At 54.8% G+C, this 18,463-nt stretch carries 17 protein-coding genes; 8 read left to right on the forward strand and 9 right to left on the reverse strand.

Going from position 1 to position 18,463, the window contains the following annotated elements; genetic code table 11:
- The first annotated feature begins 64 nt into the window (after positions 1–64).
- The 3 genes from AAIR21_RS10035 to AAIR21_RS10045 all read left to right on the forward strand — a co-directional run bounded on the left by AAIR21_RS10035 (position 65) and on the right by AAIR21_RS10045 (position 5,021).
- The gene (locus AAIR21_RS10035) at positions 65–676 is read left to right on the forward strand and encodes a YczE/YyaS/YitT family protein (RefSeq protein ID WP_183516597.1); all 612 of its coding nucleotides are present in this window, start codon (positions 65–67) and stop codon (positions 674–676) included.
- A gap of 78 nt (positions 677–754) precedes the next feature.
- The gene (locus tag AAIR21_RS10040; RefSeq protein WP_183516596.1) at positions 755–1,825 is read left to right on the forward strand and encodes a LacI family DNA-binding transcriptional regulator; all 1,071 of its coding nucleotides are present in this window, start codon (positions 755–757) and stop codon (positions 1,823–1,825) included.
- A 103-nt stretch (positions 1,826–1,928) separates the two neighbouring features.
- On the forward strand, positions 1,929–5,021 hold the full coding sequence (locus AAIR21_RS10045) for a beta-galactosidase (RefSeq protein ID WP_434680863.1): 3,093 nt from the start codon (positions 1,929–1,931) through the stop codon (positions 5,019–5,021).
- Positions 5,022–5,054: 33 nt separating this feature from the next.
- Here AAIR21_RS10045 and AAIR21_RS10050 read toward each other — a convergent pair whose 3' ends face one another.
- Positions 5,055–5,939 carry a nickel/cobalt efflux protein RcnA gene (locus tag AAIR21_RS10050; RefSeq protein ID WP_183516594.1) on the reverse strand — a complete coding sequence of 295 codons (885 nt, stop codon included), beginning with the start codon at positions 5,937–5,939 and terminating at the stop codon, positions 5,055–5,057.
- A 134-nt stretch (positions 5,940–6,073) separates the two neighbouring features.
- Here AAIR21_RS10050 and AAIR21_RS10055 point away from each other — a divergent pair, with 134 nt between their 5' ends.
- On the forward strand, positions 6,074–6,346 hold the full coding sequence (locus AAIR21_RS10055) for a metal/formaldehyde-sensitive transcriptional repressor (protein ID WP_020885193.1): 273 nt from the start codon (positions 6,074–6,076) through the stop codon (positions 6,344–6,346).
- On the opposite strand, the gene AAIR21_RS10060 is transcribed toward AAIR21_RS10055, so the two are convergent.
- Positions 6,339–7,904, reverse strand: coding sequence for an EAL domain-containing protein (locus AAIR21_RS10060; protein ID WP_063156334.1), 1,566 nt, complete (start codon positions 7,902–7,904; stop codon positions 6,339–6,341). The two genes, AAIR21_RS10055 and AAIR21_RS10060, sit on opposite strands and share 8 nt — an antisense overlap.
- Before the next feature lie 208 nt (positions 7,905–8,112).
- Here AAIR21_RS10060 and AAIR21_RS10065 point away from each other — a divergent pair, with 208 nt between their 5' ends.
- Entirely contained in the window at positions 8,113–8,373 is a 261-nt protein-coding gene (locus AAIR21_RS10065) for a type B 50S ribosomal protein L31 (RefSeq protein ID WP_010428154.1), read from the forward strand.
- A gap of 2 nt (positions 8,374–8,375) precedes the next feature.
- On the forward strand, positions 8,376–8,516 hold the full coding sequence (gene ykgO / locus AAIR21_RS10070) for a type B 50S ribosomal protein L36 (RefSeq protein WP_003859006.1): 141 nt from the start codon (positions 8,376–8,378) through the stop codon (positions 8,514–8,516).
- Here the strand turns inward: ykgO and AAIR21_RS10075 are convergent.
- Positions 8,513–9,223 carry a GNAT family N-acetyltransferase gene (locus AAIR21_RS10075; protein WP_063156332.1) on the reverse strand — a complete coding sequence of 237 codons (711 nt, stop codon included), beginning with the start codon at positions 9,221–9,223 and terminating at the stop codon, positions 8,513–8,515. The genes ykgO and AAIR21_RS10075 overlap by 4 nt on opposite strands.
- Positions 9,224–9,323: 100 nt before the next feature.
- On the opposite strand from AAIR21_RS10075, the gene AAIR21_RS10080 reads away from it, so the two are divergent.
- On the forward strand, positions 9,324–10,784 hold the full coding sequence (locus AAIR21_RS10080; protein WP_183516593.1) for a PLP-dependent aminotransferase family protein: 1,461 nt from the start codon (positions 9,324–9,326) through the stop codon (positions 10,782–10,784).
- On the opposite strand, the gene AAIR21_RS10085 is transcribed toward AAIR21_RS10080, so the two are convergent.
- From AAIR21_RS10085 to acrA, 6 genes are all read right to left on the reverse strand, one after another.
- On the reverse strand, positions 10,756–11,223 hold the full coding sequence (locus tag AAIR21_RS10085; protein ID WP_020885189.1) for a YlaC family protein: 468 nt from the start codon (positions 11,221–11,223) through the stop codon (positions 10,756–10,758). The genes AAIR21_RS10080 and AAIR21_RS10085 overlap by 29 nt on opposite strands.
- A 117-nt stretch (positions 11,224–11,340) precedes the next feature.
- Positions 11,341–11,892, reverse strand: a complete 552-nt coding sequence (gene maa, locus AAIR21_RS10090) for a maltose O-acetyltransferase (protein ID WP_020885188.1) — start codon at positions 11,890–11,892, stop codon at positions 11,341–11,343.
- A gap of 208 nt (positions 11,893–12,100) precedes the next feature.
- Complete coding sequence (locus AAIR21_RS10095; RefSeq protein ID WP_014168902.1) at positions 12,101–12,319, reverse strand: HHA domain-containing protein; 219 nt, start codon at positions 12,317–12,319, stop codon at positions 12,101–12,103.
- 27 nt (positions 12,320–12,346) lie between these two features.
- Positions 12,347–12,721, reverse strand: a complete 375-nt coding sequence (tomB, locus tag AAIR21_RS10100; RefSeq protein ID WP_020885187.1) for an Hha toxicity modulator TomB — start codon at positions 12,719–12,721, stop codon at positions 12,347–12,349.
- 511 nt (positions 12,722–13,232) lie between these two features.
- Complete coding sequence (acrB, locus tag AAIR21_RS10105; protein ID WP_014168904.1) at positions 13,233–16,379, reverse strand: multidrug efflux RND transporter permease subunit AcrB; 3,147 nt, start codon at positions 16,377–16,379, stop codon at positions 13,233–13,235.
- A 22-nt stretch (positions 16,380–16,401) separates the two neighbouring features.
- The gene (acrA, locus tag AAIR21_RS10110; RefSeq protein ID WP_020885186.1) at positions 16,402–17,595 is read right to left on the reverse strand and encodes a multidrug efflux RND transporter periplasmic adaptor subunit AcrA; all 1,194 of its coding nucleotides are present in this window, start codon (positions 17,593–17,595) and stop codon (positions 16,402–16,404) included.
- A 141-nt stretch (positions 17,596–17,736) separates the two neighbouring features.
- Between acrA and acrR the strand changes: the two genes are divergently transcribed.
- On the forward strand, positions 17,737–18,390 hold the full coding sequence (gene acrR, locus AAIR21_RS10115; RefSeq protein ID WP_014168906.1) for a multidrug efflux transporter transcriptional repressor AcrR: 654 nt from the start codon (positions 17,737–17,739) through the stop codon (positions 18,388–18,390).
- Positions 18,391–18,463 lie beyond the last annotated feature (73 nt).

An 18,463-nucleotide genomic window follows, 5' to 3' on the forward strand; every position in this document is an offset into this window, starting at 1 on the left:
GGACATTAATCATAATGCCATTTTCACTCAAGATGAAAGCCTGGTTCACTGGAGAAGATAAAAAATGGTACGTCGTCTGCTACAACTGTATGTCGGTTTAGGGCTGTATGGGCTTTCAACCACGATGTTTATTCGTTCGGATCTGGGGCTCGATCCGTGGGACGTCTTCCACCTTGGCGTGGCAATCCAGCTGGGGTTGAGCATTGGGATGGTGATTATTTTAACCGGTGCGGCGGTACTGCTGCTGTGGATCCCGCTGCGTCAGATGCCTGGTCTGGGAACCCTCAGTAACGTGATTATTATTGGCCTGGCGGCAGATGCCTCCATGGCCCTGATCCCCGAGGTGACCTCGCTGCCCCTGCGTATCGGGCTGCTGGTGGCCGGAATTGTCGTGAACGCGATAGCCACCGGTATGTATATCGGTGCCGGTTTCGGGGCGGGCCCGCGCGACGGTCTCATGACCGGGATCCATGCCCGTATGGGATGGTCCATCCGCAGTGTACGTACCTCGATTGAAGTGTCCGTGCTGCTGATTGGGTGCATGCTGGGCGGAACGTTCGGGATAGGCACCGTCGCGTATGCGCTGACCATTGGCCCGCTTATCCAGATCTGCTTGCCTCTGTTCCGTTATAAGCCTCGCGTTGAGAAGACTCCCCAGCCGGAGCGGGTTGTTTAATTCTGCGAAGCGCTCACATGTTTTCATGGCGTCGCTGTGTCAGAATGGTGGCCTTCGAATGACGCGATGCCAGAATGCATGAAAGCAATCACTCTTTATGATGTTGCCCTCCTTGCGGGGGTTTCTTATCAGACCGTTTCCCGTGTGATTAACGACGCGGAGCATGTCTCTGCCCGCACGCGGGAAAAGGTGCAGCAGGCGATGGCGGAACTGCACTACGTCCCCAATCTCAGGGCACAACAACTGGCGGGTAAACGTACCCGTACGCTTGGTCTTATTACTACCGATCTGGCGCTGCACGCCCCTTCGCAAATTGTTTCGGCGGTAAAATCCCGGGCGGTTGAGCAGGGGGCGAGCGTGCTTATCTCAATGGTGGAACATCCACAGCAGTGCCAGTCTGCCCTTCAGGCGTTGCTGGCGCAGCGTGTGGAAGCTCTGCTGGTGAATGTGCCGCTGGAGGATCCTCATGCTGAAGCGCTGAAAGCCCTCGCATCGCCCATTCCGGTGCTGTTTCTGGATGTCTCGCCCTCGGCTCAGGTAAACAGTCTTGTGTTTAATGCAGAGCAGGGTGCTCGTCTCGGGATTGAGCATCTGCTTTCGCTGGGGCATGAGCGTATAGCGCTGCTGAGTGGACCGGAGAGCTCTGTCTCTGCCCGGGCACGTCTCGCAGGCTGGAATGCCACGCTGGCACAGGCCGGGCTTGAGGCTGTCGCGGTGGCGCACGGCGACTGGAGTGCGGCAAGCGGCTATGAGAAAGGACATTTGCTGTTATCTGCCGCGCAACTCCCGGATGCGATAGTGGTCGCGAACGACCAAATGGCGCTGGGGGTGATGCGCGCCTGTGCGGAAAAAGGGACCGCGATCCCGGGCCAGATGTCGGTTGTCGGGTTCGACGATACGGCAGACAGCGCCTGGTTTTCTCCCCCACTGACCACTATTCGCCAGGCTTTTCGCGAGGCCGGCGAGCGAAGCGTGGAGTGGCTGCTGGCACCAGTTGAGGGTGATGCATACTGGCAGGTTCAGCTTCCGGTGACGCTGGTGACCCGCCATTCTACCGCTCGCCACGATCCGCAGCAGATCGAACGCGAGGATCTGGCACAGCAGCTCAGGAGCCTGGCGTTAGCGGCTGAGCAACTTGCCCGCCGGTAAGACTTTTGTGATCTGACTCGCTACCCCGCGATCCGATGCTTTACCGCACCCGGTAGCCAGGGCATGTTAGCTAAAATTGTGAGCGCTTCGCAAAGAGGTTAATATGTCCAACACTCCATCGCTGACCCTCAGCGCACTTCTGGCTCGTCGGGACTGGGAAAATCCCGGAGTCACCCAGTGGAATCGCCTGGCAGCACATGCTCCCTTGCACAGCTGGCGTGACGAACACTCCGCCAGAGAAGACGGGGGAACCGTCAGCCGACGCCTCCTTAACGGGGAGTGGCGTTTTAGCTTCTTTCCTGCACCAGAGCAGGTTCCTTCGGTATGGGTCAGTGAAGATTGCGCCGATGCGGTGCTGATGCCCGTGCCCTCTAACTGGCAGATGCAGGGGTTCGACACGCCCATCTACACCAACGTAACCTATCCGATCCCCGTAAACCCACCGTTTGTGCCGCAAGAAAACCCAACAGGTTGTTACTCGCTCACATTTGAGATGGATGATGCCTGGCTGCAGAACGGTCAAACCCGCATTATCTTCGATGGCGTGAATTCGGCGTTTCATCTGTGGTGTAACGGCCGGTGGATCGGTTATTCACAGGACAGCCGACTGCCCGCCGAATTCGATCTCTCAGCGGTGCTGCGTCCTGGCGAGAACCGCATTGCGGTCATGGTGTTGCGCTGGTGCGACGGGAGCTATCTGGAAGATCAGGACATGTGGCGCATGAGCGGGATTTTCCGCGATGTGTTGCTACTGCATAAGCCAGAGACGCACATTGCCGATTATCAGGTTGTGACTGACCTGAATGCGGAGCGGGATCGCGCGGTGCTGAAGGTGGATCTCGCGCTCGCAGGCGCACAGTTTGCGGAGTGTGAGGTGGCGTTTACCCTGTGGCGCAACGGCGAAAAATGCGCCAGTGCCACCGGGCGGCCGGGCACTGCCGTTGTCGATGAGCGCGGCGGCTGGGCCGAGCGGCTAACGGTGGCGCTCCCCGTTGAGGCGCCCGCCTTGTGGAGTGCGGAAACGCCGGAACTTTATCGCCTGACGATGACCCTTCTGAACGCGCAGGGTGAGGTGCTGGAAACGGAGGCCTGCGATGTGGGGTTCCGCCGCATAGAGATCAGCAATGGCCTGCTGAAGCTCAACGGTAAACCCCTGCTGATCCGCGGCGTTAACCGGCATGAGCATCACCCGGAAAACGGCCAGGTGATGGATGAAGCGACGATGCGCCGCGATATCGAACTCATGAAGCAGCATAACTTCAACGCCGTGCGCTGCTCGCACTATCCGAACCATCCGCTGTGGTACACGCTTTGCGACCGCTATGGTTTGTATGTCGTCGACGAAGCCAATATTGAAACCCACGGCATGGTGCCGATGAGTCGCCTTGCTGACGATCCGCGCTGGCTCCCTGCCATGAGCGAACGCGTCACCCGCATGGTGCAGCGCGACCGCAATCATCCTTCGATTATCATCTGGTCGCTGGGGAATGAGTCCGGCCATGGCGCGAACCATGACGCACTGTATCGCTGGCTGAAAACCACCGATCCGACGCGTCCGGTGCAGTACGAAGGCGGTGGGGCGAATACGGCAGCGACCGATATCGTGTGCCCGATGTATGCCCGGGTCGATCAGGATCAGCCCTTCCCGGCGGTACCGAAATGGTCTGTTAAAAAATGGATCGGCATGCCGGATGAAACGCGTCCGCTTATTCTCTGTGAATACGCCCACGCGATGGGGAACAGCTTCGGTGGTTTTGCCAAATACTGGCAGGCGTTTCGCCGCCATCCTCGCCTGCAGGGGGGATTTGTCTGGGACTGGGTTGACCAGGCGCTGACCAGAAAAGATGACAATGGCACACCGTTCTGGGCCTACGGGGGAGACTTTGGCGACACGCCCAATGACCGCCAGTTCTGCCTTAACGGGCTGGTTTTTCCCGATCGCACACCGCATCCGGCGCTGTATGAAGCCCAGCGCGCTCAGCAGTTTTTCACCTTTACGCGGATAAGTACGTCTCCGCTGGTGATTGAAGTCCACAGCGATTACCTGTTCCGTCATACCGATAACGAGGTGCTGCGCTGGACCCTTGTCCGCGACGGCAACGTGCTGGCCAGAGGGGACGTGACGCTCTCCATTGCTCCCCAGGGCACACAGCGTCTGGACATCAACCTGCCAGCGCTGGCGCCTGAACCGGGTGACGTCTGGCTGAACGTTGAAGTGCACCAGCCGCGGGCGACGCCGTGGTCACCGGCAAACCATCGCTGCGCGTGGGAGCAGTGGCCGGTTCCAACTCCCCTGTATATCGCCCCGCCAGCACCAGGAGGTGTACCGCCGGTGTTAACGCAAACTGGCGACGTGCTTGAGCTGGTGCATCAGCAGCAACGCTGGCAGTTCAACCGCGCATCAGGACACCTGACGCAATGGTGGCGCAATGGCGTTGAAACGCTGCTCTCACCGCTGACGGATAACGTTAGCCGCGCACCGCTGGACAATGATATTGGCGTGAGCGAGGCCACGCGAATCGATCCGAATGCGTGGGTGGAGCGCTGGAAAGCGGCAGGCATGTACGAGCTCACCCCGCGATTACTGCACTGTGAAGGAGAGCAGCATGCAGCCGAGGCGGTGGTGAAAACCCTGCATGTCTGGGAGTATCGCGGTAAAGCGCTCTTCCTGAGCCGTAAAGTCTGGCGGGTGGACGATCGGGGCGTTTTGCATGGCGATATTCAGGTCGATATTGCGTCTGATATCCCGGAACCGGCACGCGTAGGCCTGAGTGTTCACCTTGCCGCAACGCCGGAAACGGTTCAGTGGCTGGGGCTTGGGCCACATGAAAATTACCCGGACAGAACGCTGGCGGCTCAGCAGGGGCGCTGGACATTACCGCTGGAAGCCATGCACACGCCTTACATCTTCCCGACAGAAAATGGTCTGCGCTGTGATACCCGTGAACTGCTGCTGGGCGCGCATCGGCTGAATGGCCTGTTCCATTTCTCCGTCAGCCGCTACAGCCAGCAGCAGTTGCATGAGACAACTCACCATCATCTGTTGCGCGAGGAGCCGGGGTGTTGGCTTAACCTGGACGTGTTCCATATGGGCGTGGGCGGTGATGACTCGTGGAGCCCCAGCGTCTCGCCGGAATTTATTCTGCAGAAACGCCAGCTTCGCTATACCTTCAGCTGGCAGCAGAACCCTGACTGAGCAAAGAGGCGGCCACAGCAGTGGCCGCCTCGCTTACGCCAGGATACCGCTCAGGCCGTGCAGGCTCATGTAAATCCCGACCACAGTAATCAGGGCAGCGGAGATCCACGGTGCTTTTCGTGAAAACTCGCTGAAACCCGGCCAGCGTTTTGTCGCATGCTTAAGGCTCAGGGCGGCAATTGCACCGGAAGCGACCAGCGTTAACGCCAGACCAATACTGAAGCTGAATACCAGCGTTGCGCCGAGGGCAAAATGCTTCAGCTGCAGGCAGATGAGCAGGACCGTGATTGAGGCCGGGCAGGGGATAAGCCCTCCGGTCAGGCCAAACAGTGCAATTTGTCCGGTGGTAACGTTCTGGCCGTTGAAGCGGCGGTTAATATCCTGCGCATGCGCGCGCTGGTGGGCGTCCTGCCACTCTTCTTCAACCAGTGGATGTCCATGGTCGTGATGATCATGATGATGGTCATGGTCATGGTCATGGTTGTGGTCGTGATGATCATGATGATGGTCATGGTGATCGTCATGGTGATCGTGATGATGGTCATGGTGATCGTGATGATGGTGGTGATCGTGTGGCTGACTCTCCTTCCAGGTTCGCCAGGCCATCCACAGGGCGATCAGCACGATCAGTATCCCCGAGACCAGCTGGAACCAGGGCTCAGACGTATGCGCATCCCAGCCCCGGCCAAACCATAATCCTGCCATGGCAATGATCCAGACCACCGCCGTATGGGAAAGCGTTGCCGCCAGACCAAGCAACACCGCCTGTTTCAGCGTACCGCGAATAGCCACAATAAACGCGGCCATCATCGTTTTGGAGTGGCCCGGCTCCAGGCCATGCAGCGCGCCGAGGAGGATAGCGCTGGGTACAAACAGCCAGGCATTGCCCTGCTGCAGGAGTGAAGCAAAATCGTTCATGGAAAATTCCGGAGTGGAAAGCGTGTTCAGATACTACTCCCCCCCAGTAGTCTAATACTACCCCCCAGTAGAAAAATACTCAGGGGGAGTAGAGCATGATATGCTTTAAAAGCCATACGATAAGGGAGACAGAGATGTCACATACGGTTCGCGACAAGAAGATGTTATTGACTCGCCTGAAGAAAATTCAGGGGCAAAGCGCTGCCCTGGAAAAAATGCTCAATAGCGACCACGAATGCGCCGACGTGTTACAACAGCTGGCGGCGATCCGCGGCGCGGTAAACGGCATGATGATGCAGGTGATCGAAGGTCATCTCACCGATCATGTGGTGAAAGAGCCTGAAGAAGCTCAGCGCGAAGCCGATCTTGGCGTCGTGTTACAGGTGATCAAATCCTATCTTAAGTAGGATGTGTTTTGAGGTTATCTTCCGCCCAAAGAATAAAGTCCGCTTTCGGCAACGCCTTGCTGTAGTACCAACCCTGCCCATACTGCACGCCGTGACGACGTAGCCAGGCGAGTTGCCCTTCGGTCTCCACGCCTTCCGCAACCATCGCCAGCTTCAGCGATTTTGCCATTTCAATAATGTGTGGCGTCACGTTTTTATATTCCAGTGCATCCACAAACGCTTTATCGATTTTTAGCGTGTCGACATCCAGATCCTGCAGGTAGCTCAGGCTGGAATAGCCCGTACCGAAATCATCAATATAGATTGCGTGGCCTGAATGACGAAAGGCGGCGATGGCCGGTGCGCTGATTTTAGGATCGGCAAAGCCGCGCTCGGTTAACTCAAGGGCGATCTGTTGCGGATGGACTTTCCACTTATTCATTAAGTGACTCAACAGTGGCGGGAGTTTTCCCGAGGTCAAATCGGCCGGCGCGAGGTTAATGGAAATATGCTGACCGGCGTGAAGGTGCAGCCAGTAGCCCATATCCTCAAACACCTTTTCAATGACCAAATGCGTCAGCTGCGAGATGAGCCCCGTTTGCTCAGCAAGCGGCACAAAAATATCCGGTGAAAGGCTGCTCCCGTCAGGCTGGGGCCAGCGGGTTAGCGCCTCTGCGCCCACAATCTTCCCGCTAGAGAGTTCAATAATGGGCTGGTAATGCACCACAAATTCCCGGTTGTTGATGGCGTCAAGCAGGCGGTTGCGTGGCGACTGGATGCGACGCAGCAATCGTAAAACAAAGAGTGCGGCAAGCAGGCTTATCAGTATGCCGAACGGCAGCCAGATAAGAAGTTGCTGGTGCCAGGTTTCAGCCAGCGGTTTTAACGCCGCCCAGGCGACCACCGTAAACCCCAGTTCAGGAACAGGCTTCATAATGTATATCGAGCCGTTGTACTGAATGCGGGTGACGCCCTGATCCTTAACCAGATTGCGGATATGCGGATCGAGCTTGCTGCTGCTGGCAAAAATGAGATGTGATTTGCTGCCCACCAGGGCGGCATCTGTGGCGATCTCACCGAAAGGGATCACATCGACAAGCGAGGCAGGATCCACCAGCACCAGATAGTGGCCCCGACCCAGGACCGCCATGTAGCGGCTAAAACCGAGATCGTTTTGCGTGGTGAGCCATGCGCCATAACCATCTTCCGTGATTCGCATGGGCGGGGGGAAAGGGGCCGACTGACTGGTTTGTTCCAGGGACGAGCAAAGGGGTTCAAGATTGTTGATATAAATAACTTCCTGAACATAACGCCATGAAAAAGCGACCCGCCGCATCTCCCTTAAATGCATAACGCTACAGGGGATCCCTTTAAAGGTCTGCAGGCTATTGAGCGCTTCCTTTGCATCATCCACTACCCTGGCGGTACGTATCAGCACGCGTGAGGCATAGCTATCCAACGCATCGACAAACTTATCTTCCGCCTGGCGATGTGCCAGCCAGATGCTCAGGCTAATCGGAACCAGCACCGCAATGATAAGTACGCCGGTCACCAGACTGACCAGATGTCGGGTTTTCATGGTGCTGTTTCCTTCCTCTTATGCCCGCTCCTGGGCGCTGAAAAACCTGCCAGAGGAGAAAGATTTTACCGCTAAATGATAAAGTTATAGCACGCGCAGGTCATGATTTACGGCACAACAGAAAATATCGTCGGGGCAGAGGGGTTGTTTTTTCAGCAGGGGTTAGATATTATTTTGTTATGTTATAACAAAACATAAAGAGTTTACGATGAAACCAGATATCCACCCAGCCTATCGCACCGTGGTGTTCCACGACACCAGTGCTAATGAATACTTTAAAGTCGGCTCAACCATTAAGACCGACCGCGAAATTGAACTCGACGGTGAAACGTATCCGTATATCACCATCGAGGTCTCTTCAAAATCGCACCCGTTCTACACCGGCAAGCAGAAAACGTTCTCGACGGATGGCAGTGCGGCGCGCTTCCGTAAGCGTTTCGGCGGCTTTCTTAATGCGAAGCGGGGATAACCATGCAGGTACTTAACTCATTGCGCAGTGCAAAACAGCGTCACCCGGATTGCCAGATAGTCAAACGCAAGGGACGCTTATACGTGATTTGCAAATCCAATCCGCGCTTTAAGGCGGTTCAGGGACGTAAGAAAAGACGCTAGACGCGTGTTTCGCGCCAGCTTTCCAGGGATCTTTTCTGGTTGCCATCGGCAGTAAAATTGTCGGTGGCAAGCCAGCCTTCAAAGGCACTCGCCAGCGCCGGCCACTCTTTGTCGAGAATTGAAAACCAGTCGGTATCCCGGTTATGACCTTTCGTGACCAGTGCCTGACGAAAACGCCCCTCAAACTGAAAGCCAAGACGCAGTGCCGCCTTGCGCGAAGGCGCGTTCAGGCTGTTGCACTTCCACTCGTATCGACGATACCCAAGGGTGTCGAACACGTATCGCATCAGCAGATATTGCGCTTCCGTCGACATCGGTGTGCGGCTGAGCAGCGGGGAGAAATGAACATGTCCCACCTCCACGACGCCGTTGGTTGGATCGATCCGCATCAAAGCCAGCGTGCCGACCGGAGACTGGGTCTGGTTGTCGATAACGCTAAAGTGAATCGGATCGGATAAGTCACGCACGCTCTCTACCCACCCTGCAAACGCCTCTGCGCTGGCATCCGGCTCGCGCAACAGCCACGTCCAGCTGCGGGTATCTTCGGCCAGAGAATACGCTCTGAACAACGCCTCAGCGTGCTCCACCCGCAGCGGCTCAAGGCGACAATAGTGGCCCTGAAGCACCACACGTGAAGGGTGCTGGCGGGGTTGCCAGTCGATAAGCGCCTCGCCTACTGGCTGTCCAAACTCGTTGAATGTTTTCATTTTACTGTCCGTGACGTTGATAAGAACGCCAGACTAGTGAATTACTGGTTCCTTAAAAAGTGCCACTCAGCTATGTTTTGGTGGTACCACGGGAGGCGAGATGAACATACCGGGCGATGAATTTTATACTTTGCTGAATGCCGCGTTGAAAGCGCGGGGGGAAGAGACGCTGCAGCGCGCGCTGTATCATGCACTGCGTGAAGCGATACTGTGCGGCAAGCTACACGCCGGGAGCCGGCTTCCCGGTTCGCGAATGCTGGCTCAGCAGCTCTCGCTTTCACGGAATACCGTCAATGCGGCGCTGGAACAGCTGACGCTCGAAGGGTATCTGCTGCGTAACCGCCAGGGGACGCGGGTGGCGCAGCTGGCGCAGCGTACGCTCGTTCAGGCATTGCCGGACTCTGCCGTCGCGCTCGGCAGCCGGGTCGCCTCGCTGCCTGCGCCGGTGCCGCGTGATACTCCGGTTCCGGCATTTACGCCGGGAACACCAGCCATCAACTACTTTCCCCTGCCGCTGTGGCGGCGCTTGTACGACCGGGTTCTGCGCGAAGAGGGCAGCGCGCTGTTAGGGTATGGCGATCCTGCCGGGGAGCCGTCGCTGCGGGCGGCCATTGCCCGCCACCTTGCCCTTTCGCGCGGCATTGACTGCGATGCCAGTCAGATAGTAATGACCGAAGGCGCGCTTGAAGGGGTAAACCTTTGCACGATGCTGCTGAGCGAACCCGGCAGCGTCGCGTGGGTGGAAGATCCTGGCTATGGCGGGGCTAAAAGCGCCTTTGCCAAAGCGGGCTTAGTCATGACGGGGATGCCGGTTGATGACGAAGGCATGTTCTGGGAAGGGCTGGATACGCCGTCCCCTGCGCTTATTTTCACCTCACCTTCGCACCAGTTTCCGTACGGAAGCGTGCTCAGTGCGCGGCGACGCCTGGCGCTGCTGGATCTGGCCCGGCAGCATAACGCCTGGATTATTGAAGATGATTACGACAGCGAGTTTCGTTATTCCGGTGAGCCCGTGCCCGCAATGCTGGGAATGGTCAACAATGCGCCGGTTGTCTATCTCGGTACCTTCAGCAAAACCCTCTTTCCGTCGCTGAGAATGGGGTTCATGGTGTTACCCCCGGCGCTGGCAAAAGCGGCCCGTCCAGCCATTGGCGCGCTGCTGCGTGGCGGGCATCGCGCCGAACAGCGAACCCTGGCGCTATTTATTGAGGAAGGACATTATGCCCGCCACCTTGCCGCCATGCGCCGGCTCTACCGTAAGCGCTACCGACAGCTGCGTGAGGTGCTGAGTGCTGAGCTTCATACCCCGCATCGCATTCTGGCGGGTGAAGGGGGGATGCATCTGACGCTGGCAATAGACGGCATCGACGACCAAAAAGTGGTCGAGCAGGCGAGGGCGTTTCAGCTGGCACCCGCTGCACTGAGCGGGTATTACCTGGAGCCGAAGCAGGGGCAAACCGGTCTGGTGTTAGGTTACGGCAATACCTCTGCTTCTCAGTTTGTGTCGGGTATCCGACGCATACAGGCTTTAATCACACAGCAGCAGGACGGGAAAGGGTAAAGACATCATAAAAAGAGAGCTGACCTTTGGTGGATACCATCTTCTGCAGCTTCTCTTTTTGCACTGTTTCAACCGCGGGGGAGTGCATGATGCTTTCGATCAGCTCCGGCGGCACGTAACGCGTGTTATACCATTCACCGTTATAGCAAACCCGGAAATCAAGGACGTCGATATCTTCGTAGCGGTAGCGGGGATTAACGTCAAAAAAGAAAAAGGCGTTAAACACCACAAACAGAATGACAAGCAGCCAGACGGAGTCCACCAGAGTTTCGGACTTCAGCATCACAATCAGTGTCGCCAGCCAGGCGGCATACATTGCGACAAACAGTCCAGGGTGTTTGCGAATAAAGCTGATGCTAAAGCGCGGGCGATTGTCGCGCTTTTCGCGGTGATTAAGATCGTCGATGGTGGCAGTAAGCAGGCGCTGTATCTCGGTCATTTTTTGCCTTTATGAGAATTGACAATACAGGATGTCTGCCAATTTTAGGGGAGCCATTTGGCTGAAAAAAGTAACAGTCAGGCGCTAAAAGACCATAACAGTTGACTCCCCGTCACTTTACAGCCGTTTAATGATTGTTGCCGGATTGCCGCCAACGACGACATTCGCCGGGACGTCTTTCGTTACGATAGCGCCGGAGGCCACCACCACATTATCACCCAGCGTAACGCCCGGGTTAATAACCGCCCGTCCGCCAATCCAGACGTTATTGCCGATGGTCACCGGCTTGCCAAACTCCACGCCGCTATTACGCGCGTCGGCGTCCAGCGGATGGGTTGCCGTGTAAATATGCACCCCTGGCGCGAGCATGCAGTTGTCGCCAATATGTATCGGGCAGACATCCAGCATCACGCAATCGAAATTGGCGTAAAATTCTTTGCCCAGATAAATGTTATATCCATAGTCACAGCGGAAGCTCGGCTCAATATAGGCCCCTTCGCTTTGCCCGAGGAGTTCCGCCAGAATGTTCTGGCGTTCGAGTTTCTCATCAGGTGCAGTGTGGTTATAACGGTGAACCAGGTGTCGGGCGCGTAATCGGTCGGCCCGTAATGTTTCATCACCAGGGCGGTAATGTTCACCTGCAATCATCTTCTGCTTTTCTATGCTCATTGGGAACCCACTGGTCGTCTTTACCGTAGGGTAATCGGAACAGGATGACAGGGGAACGTTCCCGGAAAACCACTGTGACTATAATCACAATAATATTGCGGATGAGCACGTTTTGCACGGAGACCTGCACTGGGGCAGGAGGGTATAGCCAGAAAGTTGAATACAGCTGAGAAAGTGGCGTAGAACCTCTACAGACACACTTCAAAGATTAACGGACAAATCTCCACACGGACGTTGGGATTTTGTCATACAGCTTATTCATAGTCAGTTCTGCAAGACGGTGGTCAGCCGCTGAATAAAATACCGCCAGTTCATTATCAGAAAGCTCGTATTTATTCTTTTCAATTACACGTTCAAGCGTGTCTATTGACTGACAGCGTCGCAAACGCATCAAATAATCGATTTTTGTGAGTGGTTTTTCAGACATAAATTTACCTTACTAATTGTAATAATTTTAACAGGAAAGACTAACGGGGTTAGCTCTGCTCACGTTGATGAAGCAACGAAATAGTCGGTTGCCCGATTTACGCCATTTCTGCAAATCTTGCGCATTAATGCCGTAGCTGCTGAACAACATAAAGGTGTCATCCAGGTATTCATCAATTTGCTCAATCAGCTTATTATCTTCATTGTACTTAATTTTATAATTAAGTGCGAAGGTTGCAATATGCTCGATCAACTCGTTTAACTGTAAATTGATGGCAGACGTTGGGTCGTTTACCCAGCCATGGTTACTTTCATCAAGATTGGCAAGGCAGTCATGGTACAAGGATTCGCAGAGAAATTTCAACTGCGCGATATCATGCCTTTTTGGCGAGTACTCGTCCATAGCGCATCCCCTTCTGAGTGATTTCTTACTCACCGAACATCATGTCGGGATGGATACAACATACTTAGCCGCACGGGTGCTGTGTTCCTGATAACTCTAACTATAATCCACTCTGATCAAGATTTCACCGCGCTATTACGAAAAATTACAAATAAAAGCACTGACTGCGAGCCTTTACGCAAATGTGCCTTCAGCGCTAAACATTTTTATCCAGATTAACGTGGAACTTTTTTCGCTCCCTTACGTTTCATTGGCTTAGCGTAAACAATCCTAAGATGTCCAAATCCGGAGTTCTCTTTGTCTGAAGATATGGTTAGGAATATTCCTAATCATTTAAGCAGGGAAATGAAATTAAAAAAATCCTGAATTCAGCGATTACGTTATCACTTAATTATGATATGTCATTGTAGGCGGCAGGAAATAAATAGAAGCACAATAAGCCTATTTTATGATTTTTTTCTGAAAAAGAAAAAGGCCGCTAATGCGGCCTTTTTATCATGTGAAACCGGTATCAGTGCGGTTCTACCGAATGACTGTGCTCAATATCTTCATTCTTGCGGCTAAAGCGGCGGCGAACCACCACGAAGAATACCGGAACGAAGAAGATAGCAAGTACGGTTGCGGTAACCATACCCCCCATAACGCCTGTACCGACGGCGTTCTGTGCACCGGAACCCGCACCGGTACTGATAACCAGCGGCATTACCCCGAGGATAAATGCCAGTGATGTCATCAGGATTGGGCGCAGACGCATACGCACCGCGTCAAGCGTCGCCTCAATCAGGCCTTTACCTTCTTTCTCCATCAGATCTTTGGCGAATTCAACGATAAGTATCGCGTTCTTCGCCGACAAGCCAATGGTTGTCAGCAGGCCCACCTGGAAGTACACGTCGTTGGTTAATCCACGGAACGTTGCCGCAAGCAGCGCACCGATAACCCCCAGTGGCACCACCAGCATAACGGAGAACGGAATCGACCAGCTCTCATACAGTGCCGCCAGACACAGGAAGACCACAATCAGTGAAATGGCGTACAGGGCAGGGGCCTGGTTACCGGACAGACGTTCCTGGTAGGACATACCGGTCCAGTCATAGCCGATACCCGCAGGCAATTTACCTGCCAGCTCTTCCATCAGGTTCATGGCTTCACCGGTGCTTCGGCCTGGTGCGGCCTGACCCAGGATCTCCATGGATGGCAGCCCGTTATAACGTTCCAGACGCGGCGAACCGTATTCCCAATGCGACGTAGAGAAGGATGAGAACGGCACCATCTGACCGTTGTTGCCGCGAACGTACCAGTTGTTGATATCGTTCGGTAACATACGGTATTGCGCTTCTGACATCACGTACACTTTCTTCACACGACCACGGTCGATGAAGTCGTTGACGTAGCTACCGCCCCAGGCCGCGCCCAGCGTGGTATTGATGTCACTGATGGAAACGCCCAGTGCCTGCGCTTTCTCCTGATCGATATCGATTTTGTACTGAGGCGTATCTTCCAGACCGTTAGGACGCACGCCGACCAGAAGGTCAGGGTGTTTCGCCACTTCACCGAACAGCTGGTTACGTGCCTGCGTCAGTTTTTCATGACCCAGACCGCCCTGGTCAATCAGCTGGAAGTCGAAACCTGTCGCTGTCCCCAGTTCAACAATCGCTGGCAGGTTAAAGGCGAAGACCATCGCATCTTTAATCTGTGAGAACGTGCCCATTGCACGGCCAGTAATCGCCTCAACTTTGTTCTCTTCGCCCGGACGTTCTGACCAGTCTTTCAGAGAAACGAAGGCAATACCGGTGTTCTGACCACGACCCGCAAAGCCAAAGCCGTTAACCGCAAACACGGATTCAACGTTGGCTTTCTCTTTGGTGAGGTAGTAATCCGTCACTTCATCCAGCACCTTCTGGGTACGTTCTTGCGAGGCACCCGCCGGCAGCTGTGCCATCGTCAGGAACACGCCCTGGTCTTCATCGGGCAGGAACGAGCTTGGCAGACGAACGAACAGATAGGCCATACCCACCACGATGATGATATAGAGCAGCAGGTAACGACCGGTGCTGCGCAGGATGTTACCCACGCTGTCGGTATAGTGATGCGTGCTCTTATCAAACATGCGGTTAAACCAGCCGAAGAACCCTTTATGCTCGCCGTGACCGCCTTTCTGAACAGGTTTCAGCATGGTGGCACACAGTGCAGGCGTCAGGATCAATGCAACCAGTACTGACAGCGCCATCGCCGAGACGATGGTGATGGAGAACTGACGATAAATTGCACCGGTTGAGCCGCCGAAGAAGGCCATCGGGATAAATACCGCAGACAGTACCATCGCGATACCGACCAGCGCGCCCTGGATCTGGCCCATGGATTTACGGGTTGCTTCCTTCGGCGGTAGACCTTCTTCCGCCATGACACGCTCGACGTTTTCTACCACCACGATGGCGTCATCCACAAGCAAGCCGATGGCGAGCACCATCCCGAACATCGTCAGGGTGTTTATCGAGTAGCCAAAGATGGCCAGTATGGCGAAGGTCCCGAGCAATACGACCGGTACGGCGATGGTTGGGATCAGCGTCGCGCGGAAGTTTTGCAGGAACAGATACATGACCAGGAATACCAGGATGATCGCTTCTGCCAGGGTTTTAACCACTTCGTGAATCGAGATTTTGACGAACGGCGTGGTGTCATACGGATAAACGATCTTCAGGCCGGACGGGAAGAACGGTTCCATCTTCTTCAGTTCCGCACGGATAGCCGTCGCAGTGTCCAGGGCGTTAGCACCTGTCGCCAGTTTGATCCCGAGACCGGAAGCCGGCTTGCCGTTAAACTTCGCAATGATGTCGTAGTTTTCGCCACCCAGTTCCACTTTTGCCACGTCGCGCAGACGAACCTGCGAACCGTCCTGATTCACCTTCAGCAGAATTTTGCTGAATTCATCGGCGGAGGTCAGACGGGTCTGTGCGATGATCGAGGCGTTAAGCTGCTGGCCTTTCACCGGCGGGGTACCGCCTAACTGACCGGCGGCAACCTGGGCGTTCTGCGCTTTGATGGCGTTGATCACGTCCACCGGCGTCAGCTGGAAGTTGTTCAGTTTGTTCGGATCCATCCAGATACGCATCGCGTACTGAGAACCGAACAGCTGAACGTCACCCACACCAGACGTACGGCTGATGGCGTCCTTCATGTTGGCGCCCACGTAGTCGGAAATATCCTCCTGCGTCATGGTGCCGTTGGTGTTGATAACGCCAACAACCATCAGGAAGCTACTGGACGATTTCTCGACGCTCACACCCTGCTGTTGTACTTCTTGTGGCAGCAACGGCATGGCGAGCTGCAGTTTGTTCTGGACCTGAACCTGCGCGATGTCAGCATCAGTACCTGACTGGAAGGTCAGGGTGATCTGTACCGTACCGGTTGAGTCACTGTTTGAGGACATGTACATCAGGTTATCGATACCGTTCATGTTCTGTTCGATAACCTGTGTCACGGTGTCCTGCACCGTTTTTGCATCAGCCCCGGGGTAGGTTGCGGAAATTGTTACCGCCGGTGGCGCAATCGTTGGATATTGCGCGACAGGCAGCTTCAGGATCGCAAGTCCCCCAGCCAGCATGATGATTATGGCGATCACCCATGCAAATATGGGGCGATCGATAAAGAAATTAGGCATGTCTTAACGGCTCCTGTTTAAGTTAAGACTTGGTTTGTTCTGACTGGCCAGCGGCCGAAGCTTGTTGTTTATCGTCAGATTTCACTTCCTGTGCTTTGACCTGCGCGCCAGGACGAACTTTTTGCAAACCAGTAATAATCACGCGATCGCCATCTTTCAGACCTTCCGTCACCAGCCATTTATCGCCAATCGCCTGCGTGGCAGTGATGTTGCGCGTTTCGACTTTGTCATCAGCCCCGACAACCAGTGCACTCGCGTCGCCACGTGGCGTACGGGTGACACCCTGCTGAGGCACCAGAAGTGCGGTTGGGTTGGTGCCTTCTTCCAGACGCGCGCGAACGAACATACCAGGTAAGAGTGTCTTATCCGGGTTCGGGAAAATCGCACGTAAGGTGATGGAACCGGTGGTTTGGTCGACCGTCACATCGGAGAATTCCAGTGTGCCTGCCTGCGGGAACTTGATACCGTCATTGGTCACGAGCTCCACTTTGGCTTTACCGTTTTCCTGCTTCAGCGTGCCGTTTGCCAGCTCTTGTTTCAGGCGCAGGAAATCGTTGCTGGACTGGGTCACGTCAACGTAAATCGGATCAAGCTGCTGCACGGTGGCCAACGCGTTGGTCTGACCGTTCTGCACCAGCGCCCCTTCCGTGACGGAAGATTTACCGATGCGACCGCTGATTGGGGAGGTCACTTTGGTATAGGCGAGGTTGATACGCGCTGTTTCCACTGCAGCTTTCGCGGCAATCACGGCGGCGTTGGTCTGCTGTGCATCAGACAGGGCAGTGTCATAATCCTGTTGACTGATGTACTTGGTACCGAGCAGTTTTTTGTAACGGTTCAGCGTCAGTTGGGAGATTTTGGCTGCAGCTTCTGCTTTCGCCAGATCGCCTTTCGCGCTCTCATAGGAGGCCTGGTAGGTTGCCGGATCAATCTGATACAGAGACTCGCCAGCTTTCACTTCACCACCCTCGGTGAAGTTACGTTTCAGGATGATACCACTCACCTGAGGACGCACTTCTGCGATGCGGTATGCGCTGGTACGGCCCGGTAATTCTGTCGTTATCTGGAGAGGTTCGGACTTGAGCGTCACCACGCCAACTTCTGGCACCTGCTGAGCTCCTTGTTGAGCCTGTTTGTCGTCACATCCTGTTAGCGCTAAGCTGCCTGAGAGCATCAGAACGACCGCCAGAGGCGTTAACCCTCTGTTTTTGTTCATATGTAAACCTCGAGTGTCCGATTTCAAATTGATCAATGGTCCTGAGTCCAAAAACCCATTGCTGCGTTTATATTATCGTCATGCTATGGTACATACATTCACAAATGTATGTAAATCTGACTCCTGTAAATTCACTAACGTATGGCACGAAAAACCAAACAACAAGCGCTTGAAACCCGACAACACATTCTGGATGTGGCTATGCGTTTGTTTTCTCAGCAGGGTGTTTCGTCAACCTCGCTGGCGCAGATTGCTCAGGCCGCGGGCGTCACGCGGGGAGCGATTTACTGGCATTTTAAAGACAAGACAGATCTGTTCAGTGAAATCTGGCAACTCTCAGAGTCCAGCATTAGCGATCTTGAGACTGAGTATCGGGCAAAATTCCCCGAGGATCCACTCTCAGTATTAAGAGAAATATTAGTATATATCCTTGAAGCAACGGTAGTTGAAGAACGTCGCAGGTTAATGATGGAAATCATCTACCATAAATGCGAGTTGGTCGGAGAGATGGCGGTCGTCCAGCAGGCGCAGCGCAGCCTGTGTCTGGAAAGCTACGATCGCATTGAACAGGTCCTGACCCAGTGCATGCAGGCGAACCAGCTGCCGGCGACGTTAATGACCCGACGGGCGGCAGTCCTGATGCGCAGTTATATTTCCGGCCTGATGGAAAACTGGCTTTTCGCCCCGGACTCCTTTGACCTGAAGAACGAAGCCCGCAGCTATGTCGCTATTTTCCTGGAGATGTGCCAGCTCTCCCCGACGCTGCATGGCAAGTCAGGCTCGCTAACAGCCTGACGCGATTCCAGGATTTCTCTTAGAGGCTCACGTTCGCGCTATTCTGCTTCAGGCGAGCGTGATATCCTGCACG

Source organism: Enterobacter sp. PTB, from assembly GCF_051130085.1.
Lineage (GTDB): Bacteria > Pseudomonadota > Gammaproteobacteria > Enterobacterales > Enterobacteriaceae > Enterobacter > Enterobacter ludwigii.